Annotated in this window: 19 protein-coding genes and 1 riboswitch; of the genes, 7 read left to right on the forward strand and 12 right to left on the reverse strand. The window is 62.5% G+C overall.

Translation table 11 applies throughout. The features are described from left to right. The 3 genes from ACX80O_RS14770 to ACX80O_RS14780 form a co-directional block, all read left to right on the forward strand. Nucleotides 1-874: sensor histidine kinase (locus ACX80O_RS14770; protein WP_459333899.1), on the forward strand; the 874-nt coding region annotated here is incomplete at its 5' end. Further along, the gene (locus tag ACX80O_RS14775) at nucleotides 871-2241 is read left to right on the forward strand and encodes a DedA family protein (protein ID WP_459333900.1); all 1371 of its coding nucleotides are present in this window, start codon (nucleotides 871-873) and stop codon (nucleotides 2239-2241) included. The genes ACX80O_RS14770 and ACX80O_RS14775, both read left to right, overlap by 4 nt. Before the next feature lie 43 nt (nucleotides 2242-2284). Continuing rightward, nucleotides 2285-2671: a hypothetical protein gene (locus ACX80O_RS14780; RefSeq protein WP_459333901.1), complete on the forward strand. Its 387-nt coding sequence runs from the start codon at nucleotides 2285-2287 to the stop codon at nucleotides 2669-2671. Between the two features lie 45 nt (nucleotides 2672-2716). Here the strand turns inward: ACX80O_RS14780 and ACX80O_RS14785 are convergent, their stop codons facing one another. The 6 genes from ACX80O_RS14785 to ACX80O_RS14810 form a co-directional block, all read right to left on the reverse strand. Next, nucleotides 2717-3154 (reverse strand): YkvA family protein, encoded by a 438-nt coding sequence (locus tag ACX80O_RS14785; RefSeq protein ID WP_459333902.1) that lies wholly within the window; start codon nucleotides 3152-3154, stop codon nucleotides 2717-2719. Next, the gene (locus ACX80O_RS14790; RefSeq protein WP_459333903.1) at nucleotides 3151-3552 is read right to left on the reverse strand and encodes a peptidase; all 402 of its coding nucleotides are present in this window, start codon (nucleotides 3550-3552) and stop codon (nucleotides 3151-3153) included. Before ACX80O_RS14790 ends, ACX80O_RS14785 begins: the two co-directional genes overlap by 4 nt. Nucleotides 3553-3792: 240 nt before the next feature. After that, nucleotides 3793-4467 (reverse strand): copper resistance CopC family protein, encoded by a 675-nt coding sequence (locus ACX80O_RS14795; protein WP_459333904.1) that lies wholly within the window; start codon nucleotides 4465-4467, stop codon nucleotides 3793-3795. A gap of 89 nt (nucleotides 4468-4556) precedes the next feature. After that, nucleotides 4557-5171, reverse strand: coding sequence for a hypothetical protein (locus ACX80O_RS14800; RefSeq protein ID WP_459333905.1), 615 nt, complete (start codon nucleotides 5169-5171; stop codon nucleotides 4557-4559). Nucleotides 5172-5256: 85 nt separating this feature from the next. After that, nucleotides 5257-5616, reverse strand: a complete 360-nt coding sequence (locus ACX80O_RS14805; protein WP_459333906.1) for an ArsR/SmtB family transcription factor — start codon at nucleotides 5614-5616, stop codon at nucleotides 5257-5259. After that, complete coding sequence (locus tag ACX80O_RS14810; RefSeq protein ID WP_459333907.1) at nucleotides 5617-6855, reverse strand: MFS transporter; 1239 nt, start codon at nucleotides 6853-6855, stop codon at nucleotides 5617-5619. A 222-nt stretch (nucleotides 6856-7077) separates the two neighbouring features. On the opposite strand from ACX80O_RS14810, the gene ACX80O_RS14815 reads away from it, so the two are divergent. From ACX80O_RS14815 to ACX80O_RS14830, 4 genes are all read left to right on the forward strand, one after another. Further along, nucleotides 7078-8667 (forward strand): cytochrome ubiquinol oxidase subunit I, encoded by a 1590-nt coding sequence (locus ACX80O_RS14815; protein WP_459333908.1) that lies wholly within the window; start codon nucleotides 7078-7080, stop codon nucleotides 8665-8667. A gap of 56 nt (nucleotides 8668-8723) precedes the next feature. After that, nucleotides 8724-9743, forward strand: a complete 1020-nt coding sequence (gene cydB / locus ACX80O_RS14820; RefSeq protein ID WP_459308599.1) for a cytochrome d ubiquinol oxidase subunit II — start codon at nucleotides 8724-8726, stop codon at nucleotides 9741-9743. Further along, nucleotides 9740-13129 carry a thiol reductant ABC exporter subunit CydD gene (gene cydD / locus ACX80O_RS14825; protein ID WP_459308601.1) on the forward strand — a complete coding sequence of 1130 codons (3390 nt, stop codon included), beginning with the start codon at nucleotides 9740-9742 and terminating at the stop codon, nucleotides 13127-13129. The genes cydB and cydD overlap by 4 nt, the downstream gene beginning before the upstream one ends. A gap of 328 nt (nucleotides 13130-13457) precedes the next feature. Continuing rightward, nucleotides 13458-14225 carry a GntR family transcriptional regulator gene (locus tag ACX80O_RS14830; RefSeq protein WP_459333909.1) on the forward strand — a complete coding sequence of 256 codons (768 nt, stop codon included), beginning with the start codon at nucleotides 13458-13460 and terminating at the stop codon, nucleotides 14223-14225. A gap of 23 nt (nucleotides 14226-14248) precedes the next feature. On the opposite strand, the gene ACX80O_RS14835 is transcribed toward ACX80O_RS14830, so the two are convergent. The 6 genes from ACX80O_RS14835 to ACX80O_RS14860 all read right to left on the reverse strand — a co-directional run bounded on the left by ACX80O_RS14835 (nucleotide 14249) and on the right by ACX80O_RS14860 (nucleotide 19604). After that, a complete protein-coding gene (locus tag ACX80O_RS14835) occupies nucleotides 14249-15019 on the reverse strand; it encodes a sulfite exporter TauE/SafE family protein (protein ID WP_459308604.1) in 771 nt (256 codons plus the stop codon). 94 nt (nucleotides 15020-15113) lie between these two features. Then, entirely contained in the window at nucleotides 15114-15635 is a 522-nt protein-coding gene (locus tag ACX80O_RS14840) for a hypothetical protein (protein ID WP_459333910.1), read from the reverse strand. Then, the gene (locus ACX80O_RS14845) at nucleotides 15632-16498 is read right to left on the reverse strand and encodes a cytochrome c biogenesis CcdA family protein (RefSeq protein ID WP_459308606.1); all 867 of its coding nucleotides are present in this window, start codon (nucleotides 16496-16498) and stop codon (nucleotides 15632-15634) included. Before ACX80O_RS14845 ends, ACX80O_RS14840 begins: the two co-directional genes overlap by 4 nt. Beyond that, nucleotides 16498-17241, reverse strand: coding sequence for a DsbA family protein (locus ACX80O_RS14850; protein ID WP_459308608.1), 744 nt, complete (start codon nucleotides 17239-17241; stop codon nucleotides 16498-16500). Before ACX80O_RS14850 ends, ACX80O_RS14845 begins: the two co-directional genes overlap by 1 nt. A 400-nt stretch (nucleotides 17242-17641) precedes the next feature. Further along, complete coding sequence (locus tag ACX80O_RS14855) at nucleotides 17642-18487, reverse strand: LysM peptidoglycan-binding domain-containing protein (protein WP_459333911.1); 846 nt, start codon at nucleotides 18485-18487, stop codon at nucleotides 17642-17644. 51 nt (nucleotides 18488-18538) lie between these two features. After that, nucleotides 18539-18686, reverse strand: a riboswitch (cyclic di-AMP (ydaO/yuaA leader). Nucleotides 18687-19034: 348 nt separating this feature from the next. Further along, entirely contained in the window at nucleotides 19035-19604 is a 570-nt protein-coding gene (locus ACX80O_RS14860; protein WP_459308611.1) for a dihydrofolate reductase family protein, read from the reverse strand. Nucleotides 19605-19655 lie beyond the last annotated feature (51 nt).

Here is a 19655-nt window from a genome sequence, read left to right on the forward strand (position 1 = left end):
GAACGAACGCGTCGAAGTCCCTGCCACCCGCGACGAAATCGAGCACCTGGCCGCCACCATGAACGAAATGCTCGGACGCCTTGAATCGGCAGACCAGGCGCAGCGCCGTTTTGTCACCAACGCCAGCCACGAATTGCGCAGCCCCCTGGCAACCCTGACCACCGGACTGGAAATCGCCGCCGCGGATACCACCGGGCACACCTGGCGGGAAACCACCGGAATCCTCCAGACCCAGACCCGGCGCATGAGCTACCTGGTGGAGGACCTGCTCACGCTGGCCAAACTCGACGACGCCGGGCTGCGCTTCACAATGGCTGACGTAGACCTCGACGACGTACTGCATGAGGAGATCATTAGACTCAAATCCGTTTCCACCCACACGGTGAGTGCACGCCTGATCCCGGTGCGGGTCACCGGCGACGCCAACAGGCTGGCACAGGTCTTCCGAAACGTCCTGAACAACGCAGATCGGCACGCAACCACACGGGTGGACATCAACCTCACCACCGATGGCGGATCAGCAATCATCACCGTCGACAACGACGGCGACACCATACCGGCCGACCAGCGGGAGAAAGTGTTTGACCGGTTCGTCCGTCTCGATGCCAGCCGCACCCGTGAAAGCGGTGGCAGTGGACTCGGCCTGGCCATCAGCCGCGAAATCCTGCGCGCCCATGACGGCAACATCCACGCCACCGAAACGCCAGAACACCGCACCCGTTTCCGCCTCACCGTCCCGCTGCAAACCCTCGCCCCGAAGACACCCCAACGCCAGACACCTCACCGCCAGACACCTCACCGCCAGGCAGCTGAGGACCAGATAGCCCAAGACAGGGCAGGCAGGGACCATCCGGCGCAGGACACTACCTCGTGAGTCAGATCATCGACTTCATCATGTCCCTGTCGGGGCCACTGGTGTATGTGATCATCGGTGCCCTTACTTTCGGTGAAGCAGCCGCGTTCATCGGGCTGGTCCTGCCCGGAGAGACAGCGTTGTTCATCGGAGGGGTGATCGCCAGCCAGGGACACATCAACCTCGGAATCATGCTCGCCGTCGCCGTCCTGGCCGCCATCGCCGGGGACTCCGTCGGCTACGAAATTGGACGGCGGTTCGGGCCGGCGCTAAAAGATAGTCGAGCCGGCAGGTTCGTCGGGGCCGAACGCTGGGCTAAGGGTGAACAGTTCCTCTCCCAACGCGGCGGAAGTGCGGTCCTGATCGGACGGTGGGTCGGTTTGCTGCGCGCCCTGGTGCCCGCGCTGGCAGGCATGGGACGCATGCCCTACCGAACCTTTTTCCTCTACAACGGCATCGGCGGCACCATCTGGGCCACCACCGTAGTGCTCCTGGGTTACTTCGCCGGCCAGTCCTATAAAACGGTCGAACAGTACCTCGGCAGGGCCAGCCTGATCCTCACTCTGATCCTCGCTGGCCTCCTCCTGATTGCCCTTGTCGTCCGTTTCGCTCTGCGCAACAACCAGTGGACACAGCAGCAGGTGCGCAAGCTGCGCACCTCCCGATCAGTCGCAGCGATTCGCAAAGTTATTGCCCCCGCCGCAGCGGGCCTGCGCACGAGGCAGGGCTTGGCCGCGGTCGGGGCTGCGCTGCTGACCGTGATGCTGATTTCCGCCGGATACACCCTGCTAAGCCGGATGTCCCCGACCGGTCAGGCGCTGCAGGGGATCAATCAACCAGTCCTGGCTTGGTTCACAGACCATCAGGACGACGAATTCACGATCCTCATGGGCATTATTACCGTCCTCGGTCATCCGGCCGTCGTCGCCATGGCCATCGCCGTCACCGCTGTCGCCCTCCCACACAGCGGCATCCGCAGCGCTGTGGTGCCCGCTGCAATCACCGCAGCTGGGGCCATCATCATCACCGCTGCCGGTCACCTGGCGGCCGCCGGAACCCCGGCCCCGGTGCATTCCAGTCAACTGGGCATCTCGTTGACCGCACCGGCAGGTACAACACTGATTTCCACCGCCATTCTCACTACCGCCGCCTGGTTCCTGATCCGCCAGCACGATTCGTGGACATCGAAGGTAATCCTTTTGGCAGGCCTGGTGTCCGTCACCGCACTGCTCGTCCTCAGCCACCTCTACCTTGCCGGGCAGCAACCCACCGACACCATCCTCGCCTGGGCCGCAGGAACCTTGTGGGCGCTGGCCCTTTCCGCCCTGATCAGTGCTGCCCGGGCCCACCAGCCACGATTGGCGGGCCCCGCTGCCCAGACACAGTAACTCGCCGATGTGTGGTCCTCTGCTCAGGTGTTTTTCAGGAATCATGGGCGAAGATGTACTCGAACCCAAAGACGGCAGGACCAGCAAGCAGTACCAGAATGGAAGGCAGAACGAGATGCGACGCGAACCAGAACACCCCAGGACCGCATGGGGGAAGAGAGCGCTTGTCCTCGCCCTGGTCGCCGGGTTGAACCTTACCGGGGCGGGGGCTGCGCTGGCCGCTGACTTTCAGCCCGGTCAAACCCAGGCATCGGCGTCCACCGTCCACCACAGTGTCCCCGCCGCCCCGGCAGGGAAAACGCAGCCGGCAGCTGGAAGCCCGCAGGTGTCCGTCGGCAATCAGCCCCAGGAACCGCATACCGAGGTGGACAACAGGATCCGCGAAGGTGAAGGACGCGCAACCCGCCGGACCGACGAGTCAACCCTCTAACGCAAAACCGTCAGGCAGCCGCTGCCTCGCCTGGGGACAGAGTCATCAGAACCCGGCGCCCCCAAGTCTCATCACAACCTGCAGCCCGCCGGCGTTGCCCGGCCAGTGCTTGACCAGCGCGTCCGGCCCCGCTCGACGAATGATGAAACGAAGCATTAGAGCCACGATGATCACGTCGTCCGCGTAGCCGATAACGGGTAGGAAATCCGGAACGACATCGGTGGGCACGAGTAGATAGACCAGCAGTAGGACAACTCCGGCGCGGACACCCGCAGGTTGGGATTTGTCCGCCGCGAGGGACCTGAGAAGCCGCAGAAGGTCCGGCAGCAGTCTCAGCGCATCCTTCATGGTGAGTGTGTCCGGGTGCTTTCGGGCATAGCACCACAGCAGGATCAATAGCACCGCATAAAGGGCCATCAGTCCACCGATGACCACCAGCGCGCTCTGCCACCAGACAAACGCAGCCGGCTCGTCTCCGTTCACTGGCCGCTGAGCCCGAGCCGCTGGTCATCCAGGCAGGGTGAACGTTTTCCCGCAGGCGGTCCGAAGGATCGGCGGCAGGTACACCGCGGGCCTTTAACCGCGGGCAGGGTCAACCAGATGAACCGGTGCAGGTTGTTGTAATCACCGAAGTCCAGCACGGCTCCGTCGATTTTCGGTGCAAGATCATTGCTGACGCTAAGCTGAATTGCCGTGAGGTCGTGTTCCTGGGCAGGGGGACCGGCGCCGCGATCCCGACGGTCGGCGCTTGTCCCGGGGATAGGGGACAGGGTGCCGAAAACCGGCTTCCGAGGAAGGACGAGGGAGAAAAATAAGCCCTGCGAGCGGCAGCCCCCCGATCCCTGGAAGCAGTGAAGGACGCCGCCAAAGACTTCGATCATCTCGAGAGCGGGCGTGGTGATCCGGAAAGTGTGACCACGCGGGAGGGTAGCCTGGGCAGCAGCCCGTGGTAGTCGTGGCGTGCTCATTGGAAAGGGCCGTTAATCAACATATCTCCACCGGTAACGACAATGAAATAGCTCGAGTCCTGCCCGCGGTATTGAATCCCCGCGGCGCAGTAGTTTCTAGATGGTTGAGGGAGGGGCTGAGCAGCTGACCCTCCGCCCCTCTCTCCTGGCAGGCTAAATGTCTTTGGCGTTGTTTCTGCGGCCGAAGACGTAGGCGACGGCTGCGGCCAGTACGACGACGACCGCGGCGATAGTGATGATCATCCCGGTGGCTGTTCCTTCGTCCTGGCTTGCCGAGGCAGCTTCGACTGTTTCTGGGCTGCTCGTGCTATCGGCGCCGGCTGGTTCTCCTGCAGTCGCGCCGTTGGTGGGTGTTTCGTCGCCCGCTGGGGCGCCGGTCTGTTCGGCGGCACTGGGTGTGGCTTCAGGCGTCGCTGCTGCGGATTCCTCCTCCGGGGAATAGGTGAAGGTGTAGGAGCCCTCGATGGGATGGCCGTCGGCCGAGACTGTTCGCCAGTCGACCGTGTAGTCGTCCTCGTGTTCGAGTGAGACGGCGGTGGAGATGGTGGCTCCGTCGACGGCCACTTCGCTGGAGCTGGAGGGGTGTCCGTCGCCGGCGGTGACTTCGATGAAGCTGGTAGTCACGCCTTTGCTGCTCTGTGGTTCCGCGGTGAGCGTCAGGGAAACGGTCCCGGGATCCTCGGTAATGGTTTCACCCTCGGCCGGCGAGGTCGAAACAAGCGAGTCGTGCGCCTGGGCTGGGGCGGTTCCCAGGAATCCGGCCATCATCAGGGTGAGAGCGGCAATGGATGCGGGCACGGCAATCGCGCGCGGTGAGAATGTATTCATGGTCTAAACCTTTCGGTGGCCGCATGGTGCGGCAGATAGCGGGGGGAGGTGATCCGGGATCGATGTGAGGCGCACTTGTTCGCGTGAAGCTAGGCGGTGGCCGGGTTCATCCAGGAGGGCGGTCCCCGCAGTTCGAAGTGATACATTCGGCGAGCCCGTCGAAGGATCACCGGGGTTCGCCGGGCAACCAGCCTGGGGGCGCCGGTCGGCAGGAGAGCTACGGGCCGCAGGATGTTCAGCAGTGGGGCCAGCCATTGTCGGATCCCGAAAAGGGCCTTATCGCCTTTCGCCAGAACCAATGCTGTGAGCAAGACAGCGGTGAGGTGTGCAATGAACATGAGGCCTGCGGGGTGTTCCATGACGTATCCCGGGAGCGCCTGGGCCGATCCGGCGCAGCTCACCGGCTCATGGTGCGGTAGACCCGCCGAGACGGACGGCAGGCAGCGGCCCGGGAGGGACAACGCCGTGAAGGCGCCATGCAGGCTCACCTGTCCCGCGCCCATCAGCGCGATCAGCATGAGGAACGAGAACCGGCGCCCAGACAAGGCCGCAACAGGAACAACCGACACCGCGCCCAGGACTGCCAGAATGCCGGGCGGGGGCAATACTTCACCACCGAGGACATGCGCTCCGGCGGCAATGGAGAAAATCGCTGCCGTGATGCCCAGTGAACGAGGAACGCGCAAGAGCCCGGAACTGTTCATGTGCGGTCCTCCCTCGCGTATTTGGGGGTGTTTTGACTCTGGTGGTTGTTCACTGCTGCTACGCCGAATGATTGGAACGGACCGATCAGTCGTGGGTGGGCTCGCCAGTGACCTGGTGATCAGCGTGGTTCATGCCTTCCTGTACCAGCCGGGCCAGGTGTCCGTCGACGATGCTGTAGACCACATGGCGGCCTTCCTTATGGGTGGTCACCAGACCGGAGAACCGTAGTTTCGCCAGATGTTGGCTCACTGATGTGCGCGATGCTCCGGTCTGGTCTACCAGCGACCCTACGTCGGCCTGTTCCTGAGCGAGCAGCCACAGGAGGTGAAGCCGGGTGGGATCGGCGAGCATCCTGAATACTGCCGCACCCGCCTCAAGGCGAAGGGTGTCAGGGGTGCCGGAATGGTGCAGGCTCGGCGCCGGACGGATTTCACGCTCGGTCATTCAGTGTGCTTTCTGTGCTGCTGGAACCTCGTCAAGACTCGGGCGCTGGTCGCGGGGCCACAACCGCAACGCTGCCAGCGTTCCCAGTGTAGCCAAGACAGCCAGTACGACAGCTGCGGCGGGTTGCCCGGCGGCCTCACCAACCCACCCGGCAATCGGGTAGGTGAGGATAAAACAGGCATGTGAGAGGGAGAACTGGGCGGTGAAGAGGTATGCGCGGGTGCTGTCGGTGGCGGCGCGCCGCAGCAGCCGCGCCGATGGGGTATTGATCATCGAGGTGCCCGCGCCCAATACGGTCCACAGTACGAGGAGGAGGAGCCAGGAGTATTCAGTCCAGGCGATCACCGCCGCCGCTGAGATACCCAATGCCAGAACAACGCCCCCCAGGACCATGAGGGTGCGGTCCGGTATCCGCTCCAGGAGCCGTGGGGCGGCGAGTGCAATCACCATCGACCCTGCGCCGTAGCAGGCCAGAGCTACAGCCAGATCAGTGTTTGACCCGTCAAACACGTCCAGGGCATAGACGACCGTGTTGACGAGCACCAGTGCTGTCCCGGTGGCCACCACCAGGTTCAGGGCCAATAGCCCCCGCAGCGACGGGTCGCGCAGGAAAATCCGCGTACCCAAGGTGGTCCGGTGCCACAAGGACCCGGACCGTTCCACCGCAGGAATCTGCGGAAGCACAGTGGTCACCACCATCAGGGCGGACAGGAGGAACCCAGCCATCGTTCCCATGAACAGGTTGTTGTAGGTCATGAACGTCAGCAACAATGCAGCGATCACCGGACTGAGCAGCGACTCGAGGTCATAGGCCAAACGGGAGAGTGACAGGGCCCGCGTGTAATCCTTCTCCTTCGGCAAAATCACCGGAATAAGTGCCTGAAACGCCGGGGTAAACGTGGCCGACGCCGATTGCAGGAGAAACACCAGCACATAAATCTGCCAGACCTGGTCAATGAAGGGCAAGGCTAACGCGATTGCGGCACGCACCAGATCCGCTCCCACCAAAACGGCTTTACGCGGTAACCGTTCAACCAGGGCAGCCATCACTGGCGCCACAAAGACGTAGGCGAGCATTTTGATCGTCAATGCTGTCCCCAACACAGCGCCGGCCTGCCCACCAGCCAGATCGAAAGCCAACAGGCCCAGGGCCACCGTCAGCAAGCCCGTTCCTACCAGGGCGACGATCTGCGCCGTGAACAACTTCCGATACGCTGCGACCTTTAGAACCTCAAGCATGCCAATCCTGTCCGCTGAAAACCTGTAGTGAAAAACTCCTGAATCAATATATAGCATTAAGTGCACACTCATGCACCTATGGTGACGGGAAGCAATGCTATCTGACGAGCGTCAAGACTACCCCTCACCATTGTTCTACACTGTGTAGAAGTTGTCATTTCTACACAGTGTAGAAATCCTGGATGGGTGGGCGCCTGCCCTGATTGGTTCAAAGGAAGTTGTATGGAAGCCCTGGAGCTTGCCCGTTGGCAATTCGGAATCACTACCGTCTACCACTTTCTGATGGTGCCCCTCACCATCGGGCTGGGCCTGCTGGTGGCCATCATGCAGACCCTGTGGGTTCGGACCGGGAAAGCGCAATATCTCCGGATGACCAAATTCTGGGGAAAGCTGTTCCTGATCAACTTCATCATGGGGGTTGCCACCGGGCTGGTCCAGGAATTCCAGTTTGGGATGGCCTGGAGCGAGTACTCCCGTTTTGTCGGCGACGTATTCGGAGCACCGCTCGCGATGGAGGCTCTCCTCGCGTTTTTCGTCGAATCGGTCTTCCTCGGCCTCTGGATCTTCGGATGGGACCGCCTCCCCAAAACGCTTCACCTGGCCGCCATCTGGGGTGCGAGTGTCGCCTCGATCATGTCCGCCTACTTCATTCTTGCCGCCAACTCGTGGATGCAGCACCCGGTCGGCGTCGAAATGGTCGACGGTCGCCCGGTCCTCGTTGATATCTGGGCCCTGACCAACAACACCCTGTTGGTCGCGTTCCCACACACCATCCTGGGTGCCTTCTCGGTGGCCGGCGGGTTCCTGCTCGGGATCAGCTGGTACCACCTGTGGAAACGTCGCCGCGACGGCATCGATACCATCGCTCCAGATGGGAAAGTCATCGTCGGGAGCGTCGAGCGCACGGGCCGGGATGCTGCCGACCACCAGGTCTGGCTCCGGTCGCTACGAATCGGCGCCGTCGTCGCCGTGGTGTCCTTCGCTGGCGTTGCGGTGACTGGTGACCTCCAGGCCAAACTGATGTTCGAGCAACAACCCATGAAGATGGCGGCAGCCGAGGCTGCCTGCCACGACGGGACCGGATTCTCAGTCCTGTCAGTCGGCAACCTGGGCTCCCAAGACTGCGACGGCATCGTCGCAGTCGTTGAAGTCCCCGGCATGCTCTCCTTCATGGCCAACGGCGACCTCACCACTGAGGTTCAGGGGGTCAGCTCCCTGGTGCCGCAGTACCAGGAACAGTATGGAACCAACCTCCCGGATGATCCGATGTACGGGGAACGCGCCGGCATGGAAATCGACTATGTGCCGGTCATGGAAGTCACCTATTGGGGTTTCAGGATGATGATCGCGTTCGGCGCCGTCGCCGCATTCGCGGCAGCAATGGCTCTGGTTCTAACCCGCCGAGGGACGGTCCCCGAGTCGAAACGACTGATGCAGCTCGCCGTCGTCGGGATCCTCGCGCCCTTCGGTGCCAACGCGGCCGGCTGGATCTTCACGGAAATGGGGCGACAGCCGTTCGTAGTGGCCCCCAACCCTGACCCCAACGGTGTCGATAGCGTGTTCATGTTCACTGCCGCGGCCGTATCGCCTGGGGTGTCGACGGCCGAGCTTGCGGCGTCACTCATCACCTTCACTGCCGTGTACAGCGTGTTGCTGGTCGTTGAGGTGAGGTTGCTGGTCCGTTACGTGCGTGGAGGGGTCCCGTCCGCCATGCCGGAACTGCTTCCCGCCCATGACGAGCCCGACGACGACGGCGGAGACGCCGCAGCGAGAAAGAAGGGCGACGACGATGTGCTGGCGTTCGCTTACTAAACCTGTGGGCCCCGCGACGAACGCGGCGGTCCTGATCGAACGTCTGGAGACTTGAGATGGAATTCCTTCCCACCCTGTGGTTTGTGATCATCGCGTACCTCTGGACCGGGTACCTCCTCCTTGAGGGGTTTGATCTCGGCGTCGGCATGCTGATGAAGCTGTTCGCCCGCACCGACCAGGACCGCCGGGTGCTCCTTAATACCGTAGGACCGGTTTGGGACGGCAACGAAGTGTGGCTCATTACAGCTGGCGCGGCGACCTTCGCGGCCTTTCCCTTCTGGTACGCGTCGCTCTTCTCGACCCTGTATCTGCCTCTTTTGCTGGTTCTGATCGGATTGATCTTTCGCGCTGTCGGCTTCGAGTACCGGGGGAAAGGCGATACGGAGGCATGGCGCAACCGGTGGGACTGGGCCATCGCGCTCGGGTCGCTGGTGTCAGCGTTTGGCATCGGTGCGGCTCTTGCCCTCACAACGACGGGGCTGCCCATCAATGCCAATGGCGACCGGGAAGGGGGAGCCTTCGTTTGGTTGAACGGCTACGCGGTCCTTGGCGGATCAGCTGTCGTGCTTTTCAGCCTGATCCATGCCCTGGGGTTCCTGGTGCTCAAAACCGATGGCGACATCCGCGACCGTGCGCGGCGACAATTTCTCAGGTGGCTACCACTGGGGTTACTGCCGATGGCGGGCTGGGCCATCGGGGTGCACGCCGCCGGTGGCAAAACCATCACCATGCTCACGCTAGTGATCGCCGTGGTTGGCGCTGCCTCTGCGTGGACCATGGCGCGCCGGCGCCGGGATGGGTGGAGTTTCGTCGGGATGGCTGTCTTCCTTGCCGCTGGCACCACCACGATTTTCACGGCCGCGTTCCCCGTGGTCCTGCCGTCGACCCTGGACGCCGCGTTTGACCTCACGGTTTCCAACGCATCATCCTCGGGGTACACGCTGGGAGTCATGAGCGTCGTCGCCCTCGTGGGGTTGCCCGCCGTGCTCCTCTACCAGGGCTGGACCTACTGGGTGTTCCGCAAGCGTGTCAGCCGTAGCCAGATCCCGGCCGCGCATGCCGTGACAGCACAGTGAGACCCGCGCTACCCGTTGGTGCGGCCAGCAGACGCGCCCTCTACCTCCTCGGCCTGCTCGCGGCGCTGAAGGCGGCTGGCCTGGTCCTGATTGCCCAGGCCGTGGCTTCCGGCATCGCATCCCTCGCAGTTTCCGACGCTGCAGGAAGCATCGACTGGCCGGTTATCTTCGTGCCGGGGATCGCCGGAGCCGTCCTCCGGGCGCTGGCCACCTGGTGGCAGGACACCGTTGCCCAACGGGCCGCCACCCATTCCAAGGAGGAGCTGCGATCAGCAATCACCACCCGCGTGCTGAACGACGGCGGCACCTCGGCGGACGCCGGGACCGGCGCTCTCAGCGTGCTGGTCACCCGGGGGCTCGACGGCCTCGACAACTACTACACCAAGTACCTGCCCGCGCTCGTGACCTGCGCTGTGGTTCCGTTGCTGATTGGGGCACGTATAGTCGTCGCCGACTGGCTCAGCGCCGTCGTCATCCTGGTGACGGTGCCCCTGATCCCCGTGTTCATGATCCTGATCGGCCAGCATACCCAGGACAAGGTACAGGAGGCCTCGGCGTCGCTGAACCGGCTCTCCGACCATCTCCTCGAACTGTCCCGCGGACTGCCGGTGCTCGTGGGGCTGGGCCGGGCTGGCAGTCAAACCCGTGCCCTGCGGGACGTCGCCGGGCAGTATCGAACCAAGACCCTTGAAACGTTGAAGGTTGCGTTCCTGTCTTCCCTTGCCCTGGAACTGATCGCCACCATCTCGGTGGCACTGGTCGCGGTGGTCATCGGAGTCCGGCTCATCGGCGGAGATCTGAGCCTCGAGATCGGCCTGCTGGCCCTGATCCTCGCCCCCGAGTGCTACCAACCGCTTCGCGACCTGGGCGCGGCGCACCATGCGAGCGAGGACGGCCTTGACGCGCTTGAGCGGTCCCGCCGGATCACCGACGCACCAGCGGTCCGCGTGCTACTGCCCGACACCGGCGCGCCAGCGAACGCCTCAGCGGTCTCCGTCAGCGGCCTCACCATCGGGTACGACGGGCGGGACGGAAACCTGGTTTCAAACCTCGACTTCATATTGGGTGCAGGAACGATCACCGCCCTCACCGGAGCCAGCGGTACCGGAAAAACCTCAGTGCTGGAAGTACTGGCCGGTCTCCGCGGGGACGGGGCAGGTATGCGGGTTACCGGAACCATCACGGGGGTGCGACGGCAACAGATCGCCTGGATTCCGCAGCACCCCGTGTTGACGGCGGACACAGTCGCCAACGAGATTGGCCTCTACTCGGGTCTGGACAGTGCCGTTCAACGGAGGGCGGCAGCGGTTCAAGCCCTCATCCAGGTGGATGCTGTGGGGTTGCTTGATGCTCGCAGCGGCGATCTGAGCCCCGGCGAGCTGCGTCGAGTTGCGGTAGCGCGAGCGCTGGCACGGATCGCCCACGCCGACGTCGTCCTGCTCCTCGCCGATGAGCCGACGGCGCACCTGGATGCCCACGGCGCTCGTTCCGTCGAGGCAGCCCTGGCGTGCCTGCGCGGGCATACGACAGTACTGCTGGTTGCGCATAACCCGGAGACGGCGTCGCTAGCTGACCAGGTAGTCGGGATTCATGGTGGTGTCCCTGTCGGCCACGACCGCGCAACGAGGTCAGCGGGGAACGCTGCGGCCACCGTTCAGCCTGACAAGATCAATGCGCTTCCCGCCGGGGGCGCACCGGTCGCGGTAGGAAAAGTGTCGCTCGCCCGCAGCGTAGCGATCGTGCAGCCGTGGCGGCGTCGTTTTGTGTCCGCGTTGCTCTTCGGTGCCAGCGCCACCTTGTTCGCTGTAGCGCTGACCGCGGTCTCCGGGTGGATGATCGTGAGGGCCTCTGAGCAGATTCCCATCCTGTTCCTGCTGACGGCGATTGTCGGAGTGCGCTTCCTGGGTATCGGACGGTCGGTATTGCGCTACTGCGAGCGACTGCGCCTGCACGATGCGGTCTTCGAAAGTACCAACACGCTGCGGTTACGGCTGTGGAATGGGCTGCTGGAACGTCCGGCCGCGTGGCGGAATGTGGCCCGCGGGGGCAAAGTCCTTGAACAGCTCATCGGCGACGTCGACGAGTTACGCGACCTCACGCCGCGGGCAGTGTTTGCCCCCCTGGTGGGGGTCCTCACTGCTGTTGCCGCGTCCATCACCACCGCCATGGTGCTTCCCGCCGGTTTGCCGTGGCAGGTGGCTCTGGTTGCGGTGTGTCTGGTGGGGTCGCCGCTACTCGTAGTCGCTGCGGACCGCTCTTCGCGCCGTGCGGCGGTTGGCCTCAAGGCCGAGATTCTTGACAGCACGTCTCGGATGCTCGCCGCCGCACGGGATCTCAGCGCTAATTCAGCGGCCGGGGTGGTGCGGTCGGACATCCGTCGGCTGGAAGCTGCTTTGTCGGCCACCTTGGACCGCGCCGCCTGGGCGCAGGGGTTGGCCAACGCGCTAACGGTATTGACTTGTTCGCTTGGTTCCCTGGCCATGCTAAGCGCAGCCGACGGAGTGAGCCCGGCCGCCGCCGCCGCTGTCATCCTGCTGCAGCTCGCCCTGATCGAACCCTTTATTGCCGTCAACGCTGCCGTGCAGCAGTTCAGCGCATGGCGATCAGTCGGAGACCGGGTGCTGCCGAATCTTGGGACTGGCGCGATCCGATCAGATCAGGAGGCATCAGGCAGTCGCCCGGTAGACTCCCTCGAACTGAGTGACGGCACATACAGCTATCCCGGACAAACGACCCCCGCAATTTCCAGCGTCTCACTGAGCGTCAGGCGAGGGGAGTGGCTGGCGGTTATCGGGCCTTCAGGTAGTGGGAAGTCCACGCTGATCGGGCTGCTGCTTGGGTTCCTGCCGCTCGATTCAGGGCGTTACCTGATCAACGGCCAGCCGCCGGAATCCAGCGCTGGCAGCATCGCGACAGATGGCGGAACTGTTCCTGAGGAGGGGCCGCGAATCGCGTGGTGTCCGCAGGAAGCGCATCTGTTCAAATCCAGCATTCGAACCAACCTATTGCTGGCGCGGAGCGCTGCTGACCGCCCAAATGACGCGGAGCTCCTCACAGCATTGGATCGTTCAGGTCTTGGAGACTTCGTCCGGACTCTTCCTGAAGGTTTGAATACGCCCATCGGATCTGGCGGGACCTTGCTTTCCGGGGGGCAAAAGCAACGCCTCGCCGTTGCTCGAGCGTTGCTTACGCAAGCAGATGTCGTACTGCTGGACGAGCCGACCGCGCATCTGGACCGAGACGCCGCGCGCCAACTACTGGCTGACCTTCGCTTGGGGCTAGCTGACAAACTGGTGGTGCTGGTCACGCACAACGACGACGAAACCGAGCTTTGTGAGTCTCGTCTTGATCTGGCTACTGCGGGGAGGGGAGCGCGGGCGGCATGAGGTCTTCTTCGGGGAAGCGTGACGGGGCAGTATTCGGCGACACCCGGACCATGACCACTAAATGTTTATACATTCCATCTTTGCCTATTACAGTGGTGGAGAGCCCACCTCCATGGGTGCGAATGTGACGGTTGGCTATGCGCCAACTAGTCCACTCGGTTAGCTGTCGGCATGTTGGGCATGTCGGCAGCTAACTGTCGACAGGCCCAGAATTGCCGACGTGATGGTGGTCGAACCGAAGGATTCACGGATGAAGTATCCTCGTAGCATCATGAAGTGCACACCAAATAGTTGAGGTCAGTTGATCAATCACGACCAGAAGTCGCCCTTGACTTCACCGGCAAACAAGGCCGGAAATCGATCTTCGGCTCCGTTGTGGAAAACTGTCAGCGCCGACCTGCTCAGCGAGGTGCGTGGAGGCGCGTTCGACCAGGGGTTTCCGGGGGAGCTGGCGCTAGCCGAAAAATACGGTGTCAGCCGGGGAACCATCCGCGCTGCCCTGCGGCCGTTGCGTGACGCTGGCCACGTGACGGCGCACCCTGGCAGGAAGCCGAAAGTCGTCGCTGGCATGAGCACTGCTTTCGGACCGATCTATAGCGTTCTGGCATCTATTCGTGAATCGGGAATGAGCCACCGCAGTGTGGTCCTGGAACAGCACATCGTTAACGAACCCGAGGTGGCGGCGAGACTTTCTCTGGGACCGGACGCGGAATTGTTCCACCTGTCCCGTGTGCGTCTTGCGGACGGGGAGCCGATCGTGCTGGATCAAGTCTGGCTGCCTGCGGACATTGCCCGAAAACTCCTCACCGTGGACTTTTCTGACAAAGCGTTGTACGGCGAGTTGGACCGCCGTTGTGGGATTGTGCTCGACGGCGGAACGGAGCAGCTCACGGCCGTGCTCGCGACTGCCGGGCAGGCCAGCCATCTGGACTGCCCAGCGGGTTCTCCGCTGCCGTTGGTCGAGCGGATCGGATGTTACCGCGCAACCTCGCTCGAGTTCCGCCGCAGCTACGTGCTGGGCGACAGATTCGCCATCACGACGTCCTTCGGATGCAAACTGGAGACAGCTGCGCAGGATGCTGGCGCGGGAAAATAGCTGGAATAGCCGTAGGAGAGCTGTCACGCTCCGCTAATGTCGACGATGGTGCCAACGGCCACGCCAGCGGCGACAACGAAGATCACCACCGCGAATACGATGTTGACAAGACGGTCATCGAGCCGATGCGAGAGCCGGGAGGCAGCGAAGGAACCGAGAACCGCAGCTCCGCTGAAGGCCAAGGCAATCGGCCAGTCGATGGTGAAACCGGAAGCGTGGGCCCAGAGCCCGGCGGTGGAGTTGAGGACAATGATCACCAACGAGGTGCCCACGGCCTGCCTCATGGGGATTCCGAGCAGGAGGGTCAAGGCCGGAATGATCAGGAACCCACCTCCAACTCCCAGCAACCCTGTCAGCACTCCAACCAGGATACCTACGGCCAGTGCGCGGAGAATGCAGGATTTCCACGCGGGATCCCCATTTGGGCTGCAGGGGCCTGAGGACTCTGCGGTGTTCTGAAGCATCCGAATCCCGACCGCGATCATTAGTGCGGAGAAGGCCAACATCAAAACGTTGGGGTCCAGTAACCGACCGAGCGCGGTTCCGGCCCACGCGGCTGGTACCCCGGCCGTACCGACGATGAGTGCGATTCGCCAGTTGATCCCGCTGCTGAAACGTGGCAGCACCGCGGCGAGGGATGAAAGGCCCACGACCAGCAGCGAGGTAGGGATGGCATCGCCAGGTTCCATTCCTACCCCGTAGACCAGAGCTGGCACCGCGATGATGGATCCGCCGCCACCGATGAGACCCAAGGCAATGCCGACGACGAGGCCCAGGGCTACCGCCGGAATCATGTGGCTCGCTCTATACGATCCGGCGTAGGGTCTGCGGGAACGGGCAGCATGAGCAATTTACGACCGGCTGGGTGGGCCGGGATGATCCACCTGGTCACCGTATTTTCGTTTCGGACGTTCGAACGGTTTCCCCCCGGTTGAGCGTCATGGGGGATGGTAGAGGGCACCGGTCCTCGGATGTCGCGCGTTTTTGGAAGGCCCACAGCAGTAATCCGATAGAAGCGGCTGCCAGCAGCGGCTGGATGGGTTCAAAGTACTGCATGGCTCCGGAGGTGCCCAACGCCAGCAGAACCAATTTGTTGCAGACAGGACAGCCGACGGCGAAGAAGGCGAGCATCGTGCCGGCGGCGCCGGAACGGGCATTGCCTTCTGTCGCTGGCTTGGACAGACGTGACACATAGGTGGCAACCACCAGTCCGGTGAGAATAGCGGTGATCCCGGCCACCGGGAAGGACCACCAGGTGGGCGGGACTTCGCGGGTGAAGAAAGGTGTATCGATGAGGTCGGTCGGGACGGCAATGACGACGTACGTGATGACTGCGGCCCCCGCAGCGGCGAGCCAGCGGCGGCGTGGCCAGAGCCCCAGTGCTGCCATCAAGGGTGGGCGGCTGCTCATTTGTTGTGCTCCTTTTCCGCCGGTACTGAACCAGGGTTGACGCTGGCCCGACCAGAATTGGTTCGTTGGCTGCGGACATACAGAATGACGGCTATCACCAGTGCCCCCGCCGCTCCAACAGAGAACAGGGTGTTGGTCACACCGGATGCTGCTCCGCTGACTGCATTTTCAAGCTGGAACTGATCTGAGACGGTCAGAACTCCGCCGAGTCCAGCGGTGCCGTCGGTGACTATAAGCAGTACTCCAATGCCAACGGAGAGAATGCCTGAGATGATCATGATCCACGAGTTGGACCAGCGCCCGATCGTGACCGGGCGGGGGCGTAACCAGCGGCGTCCGGAGATGCCAAGACGGTCCCACATGAGGGACAAAGCGAACAGCGGCAGAGCCATGCCCAGCGCGTAGATGGCCAGCAGGATGCCTCCATAAAGCGCGTTGCTGCCGACTGCCGCAACCGTCAGGATGGACCCGAGGATCGGTCCGGTGCACACTCCGGCAACACCGTAAACCGTGCCCAGAACGAAAACCGAGAGCCGCGACGAGCCAGCCTGGGTGTTGTTGCGGACAAAGGATGGCATCCGGATCCCGGCGATTTGCGCCACTCCTAGCGCGATCACAAGGGTGGCGGCCACCATGATCAAGATGCTGCGGTGCTGGGTTACCAGCGATCCGAGGGCGCCGGCAAATATTCCCAGGGGTACCAAGGTGGTGATCAGTCCCAGATAGAACAACCCGGTCCTGGCCAGAAGCCTGCTTTTCGTCGAGAAGGCGTAGGCAAAGAACGCCGGCAGTAACAAAGCCGAACACGGGCTTAACAGGGTCAAGACACCGCCAAGAAAAGCTCCGGCGTAACCAATCTCCATTAGTTGACTTCGGCTTGTTTGAGGGCTGTGTCAATGGCTTCTTCGAAGGTGGCCAGCGGCTGTGCCCCGACGAACGGTGTGCCATTGACCAGGAAAGTGGGCGTTCCGGTCGCGCCGAGTGCTGTGGCCTCCTGCGAATCGGTGGTTACGGCCTGCTTCAGTTCCTCGGAGTCGAGGTCCGCTTCGAACGTGGCCATATCCGGGACACCTACCTCCGCCGCAATTTCCAGGAGACGTTCGCGGGGCAGTTCGGCGTGGCCCCGTTCGGGTGCGATCTCGAAGACCGCTTTATTGAATTCCCAGAACAGGCCCTGCTCGCCGGCCGCACGGCCCGCGACTGCGGCGGCGAAGGATTCGTCGCCGAAGACGGGTAGATCCCGCCATTCGATCCGCAGGTCGCCGCTTTCGACGTACTTGTCCACGAGGGGTGGGAGAGTATCGCGGGCAAACAGTCCGCAGAAAGGGCAGCGGTAGTCTGCGTACTCAATCATCACCACAGGCGCGTCGACATCGCCGAGCGCTGTCGGGTCATCCGCTATTCTGCGGGAGACGTCCAGTTCTGTTTCACTGGACTCGGGAGAGTTTTGGGTCTCCGGCACTGCCTGGGCATTCTGGGAGACTCCTCCCTGGTAGGCAAGGATGCCAACAAACAACAACAGGACGGCTGAAGCGAAGGCGGCGATCACCACAATGATGGTTCGTCGATGTGGACCACCACTGGAGGGTGTTTGGTGCGACGACATTCAGACTCCTGACCTACATAGGTTGATCGTAATGTTTATACATTTACTCTACGGGTGGCGTCCGGCGATACGAAATCAATCGTTTATAGCGCAGTTCTGCTGTTTTCCCAGCGGCCGCTGGGCAGCAGAATGCTTCAGTTGCGGCGACTCTTCGACGCTGGACTCCGCTGGAATGGTGTGTCGCGAGGCCGAAGCAGCCGGGCCAGGCCCCCCTTCGCGGACTAACCAACATATTGCTTGCCTGCACGTGCAAGGGGGTGTCCGGTCACTCGGTGTGACCGGACACCCCCTTCATGCTCCGGGTATTGAATCGCAAAGGTAGGAAACAGGGGTGCCTAGTTCGTAGGTATCCCGTCTCGCCCTACCCGCACGTCGTTACGCGTCCGGTACATGCACCTGTCTAGCCATTGACCCGGTAGTACATCGGGCCAGAGCCGACATCGACGCTTTCGATGACGGTCTGATTCCCATTCCACCCGCTGTGTACGGCCTCTCCGTTTCCGAGATAAACGGCGTTGTGCGAGAAGCCCATCCCTCCATCGGCGTAGTAGATGAAGTCCCCGGGCTGAGGAGTTGAGACCGGGGTCGCGTAGGTCATCAAGGACTCTGGTGACTCATCCCCCACGCCCTGCTTGCCAACTGCCCGCAAAGCAACTTCGCCGAGAACGGTGCAGTCCTGCGTTGCACCCATCTGTGCCATTGCAGCGTCGAGGATCGCTTCATTGACGGAAGATGGGGCGGCTTCATCTTCGTAGATGATCGACTCAACGACGGACGCAAGATAGATCCCGCCGGAGGGAGTGGACGCGGATGCAGCAGCGGATGCGGCGGTGGGTGCGGCGGTGGGTGTTGCAGTGGATGCGGCAGCGACGGTCGGTTCGTTGTCCAAACCCCCTGCTGCGGAAAGCACGATGACGTCGCCCGGATAGATGACGGAGTCCAGGCTGAGGCCATTCAGAGACAGGATTGTGGCCAGACTGACGTCGTGGCGTTTTCCGATCAGTCCGAGGGTATCCCCTGATGAGACTGTGTACGTCCGTGCCTCGGCGGCGGCTCCGGCGGCGGGCAGCGCGTTCGATGGCGAAACCGTCGTCGCGGCGATTCCTGTAACCGGATCGGAGGCTACAGCTCCTGCCTGCGCGGGCAACGCCATACCGAGGAGCAAGCCTGAGCCGACCACGAAAACAGCTGCCTGTCGGCCGGCGATTTGACCCTGCCCGGCGGTCCCCTTCACGATGATGGACATTGTGCTGCAGTTCGCCCGGTGGCGGCCTCGTGTATTTCCTATTGACATGTGTCTACCTCTCCCAATACCTACGAGGTGAGCTGTCGGATTCGGGTGGGAGCCACCCGGTCGCCGGATGTGGATGTCCGGACGACTTAACCCCAAGGATCTGTTGGACCCGTTATTGGTTCCCCCGCCTCTGCCGGAGCTTTCTGATCTTCGTACCTTGGCCAGCGGCAGAGTTCGGTAATAGGCCAAGGGTGCCGAATCGTTTGAAGGGCACCTCATCAAGCTACACGAAATTTGGTCTTATGTCACAATCTCATAACGATTTACTCAGGCGGGAATATTCGGCGCAGGGCGCGGCAACGGATTGTCGAACGCGGGTGACGGTTCATGACCCACCCGGAAACATCGCGCCAATAGTGACTGACATATAATGTATAGACATTTAAGCAAAAAGGAAAGTCGACGTCGGTGGCCTGGCAGCAAGCGGGACCCGGTAGTGGGGGTGGAGTGCCGGGATGGGCAGCGCGTCGACAGCGACCACCACCCAGGACAAATCATGTCAAGCCGTTGCTCGCGTGGGTCGGTATCGCAGGGCGACCGCTCCCGACTGGAACTCATGGCGATCCACGAGCTTGAGCGGGATTCGCTCGCGCAGGCGGGCGAGCAACATTGGCCCGTGTCCGGCAAGGACCGGGTGAACAACGAACTCGTACTCGTCGATCAGTCCCAGGTCCGCCAGCGCCAGGGGGAGCGTCACGCCACCCACGTACAGGCCCTTGCCTGGCTCCTGCTTGAGCTGTTGAACCGCTTGCCTCAAGTCGCCTCGCAGTAGGTCGGCATTCCAATCGACCCCAGTCAGTGTGCTCGACACGACGTACTTCTTCGCCCGGTCGATAGTCTCGGCGAACGGGATTTCCCACTCATCCATCCAGTCGGGCCACGGGCCCGCGGCCGGCTTCCGCCACGCCGACTCCATCATCTCGTACGTCACCCGGCCGAATAGCAGGGCATCGACTCGTTCCATCTCAGCGGTCCAGTAGCGCATCGATTCCTCGTCCGGGGGGAGTCCTGCCTCGTGATGGCAGCAGCCGTCGAGCGTGACGTTGATCGAGTATCGAAGTGGTCTCATCTCGTTGCTCTTCCTTGATGTGCGCCGCGCGTGCACCGAATCTAGACGACT

Source organism: Arthrobacter glycogeni, from assembly GCF_054511155.1.

Coding starts and splice junctions, on each gene's coding strand:
- ACX80O_RS14780 (WP_459333901.1), top strand. CDS start 2,285: ATGGGCGAAGATGTACTCGAACCCAAAGACGGCAGGACCAGCAAGCAG.
- ACX80O_RS14790 (WP_459333903.1), bottom strand. CDS start 3,552: ATGATCGAAGTCTTTGGCGGCGTCCTTCACTGCTTCCAGGGATCGGGG.
- ACX80O_RS14795 (WP_459333904.1), bottom strand. CDS start 4,467: ATGAATACATTCTCACCGCGCGCGATTGCCGTGCCCGCATCCATTGCC.
- ACX80O_RS14800 (WP_459333905.1), bottom strand. CDS start 5,171: ATGAACAGTTCCGGGCTCTTGCGCGTTCCTCGTTCACTGGGCATCACG.
- ACX80O_RS14805 (WP_459333906.1), bottom strand. CDS start 5,616: ATGACCGAGCGTGAAATCCGTCCGGCGCCGAGCCTGCACCATTCCGGC.
- ACX80O_RS14810 (WP_459333907.1), bottom strand. CDS start 6,855: ATGCTTGAGGTTCTAAAGGTCGCAGCGTATCGGAAGTTGTTCACGGCG.
- ACX80O_RS14815 (WP_459333908.1), top strand. CDS start 7,078: ATGGAAGCCCTGGAGCTTGCCCGTTGGCAATTCGGAATCACTACCGTC.
- cydB (WP_459308599.1), top strand. CDS start 8,724: ATGGAATTCCTTCCCACCCTGTGGTTTGTGATCATCGCGTACCTCTGG.
- ACX80O_RS14835 (WP_459308604.1), bottom strand. CDS start 15,019: ATGATTCCGGCGGTAGCCCTGGGCCTCGTCGTCGGCATTGCCTTGGGT.
- ACX80O_RS14840 (WP_459333910.1), bottom strand. CDS start 15,635: ATGAGCAGCCGCCCACCCTTGATGGCAGCACTGGGGCTCTGGCCACGC.
- ACX80O_RS14845 (WP_459308606.1), bottom strand. CDS start 16,498: ATGGAGATTGGTTACGCCGGAGCTTTTCTTGGCGGTGTCTTGACCCTG.
- ACX80O_RS14850 (WP_459308608.1), bottom strand. CDS start 17,241: ATGTCGTCGCACCAAACACCCTCCAGTGGTGGTCCACATCGACGAACC.
- ACX80O_RS14855 (WP_459333911.1), bottom strand. CDS start 18,487: ATGTCCATCATCGTGAAGGGGACCGCCGGGCAGGGTCAAATCGCCGGC.
- ACX80O_RS14860 (WP_459308611.1), bottom strand. CDS start 19,604: ATGAGACCACTTCGATACTCGATCAACGTCACGCTCGACGGCTGCTGC.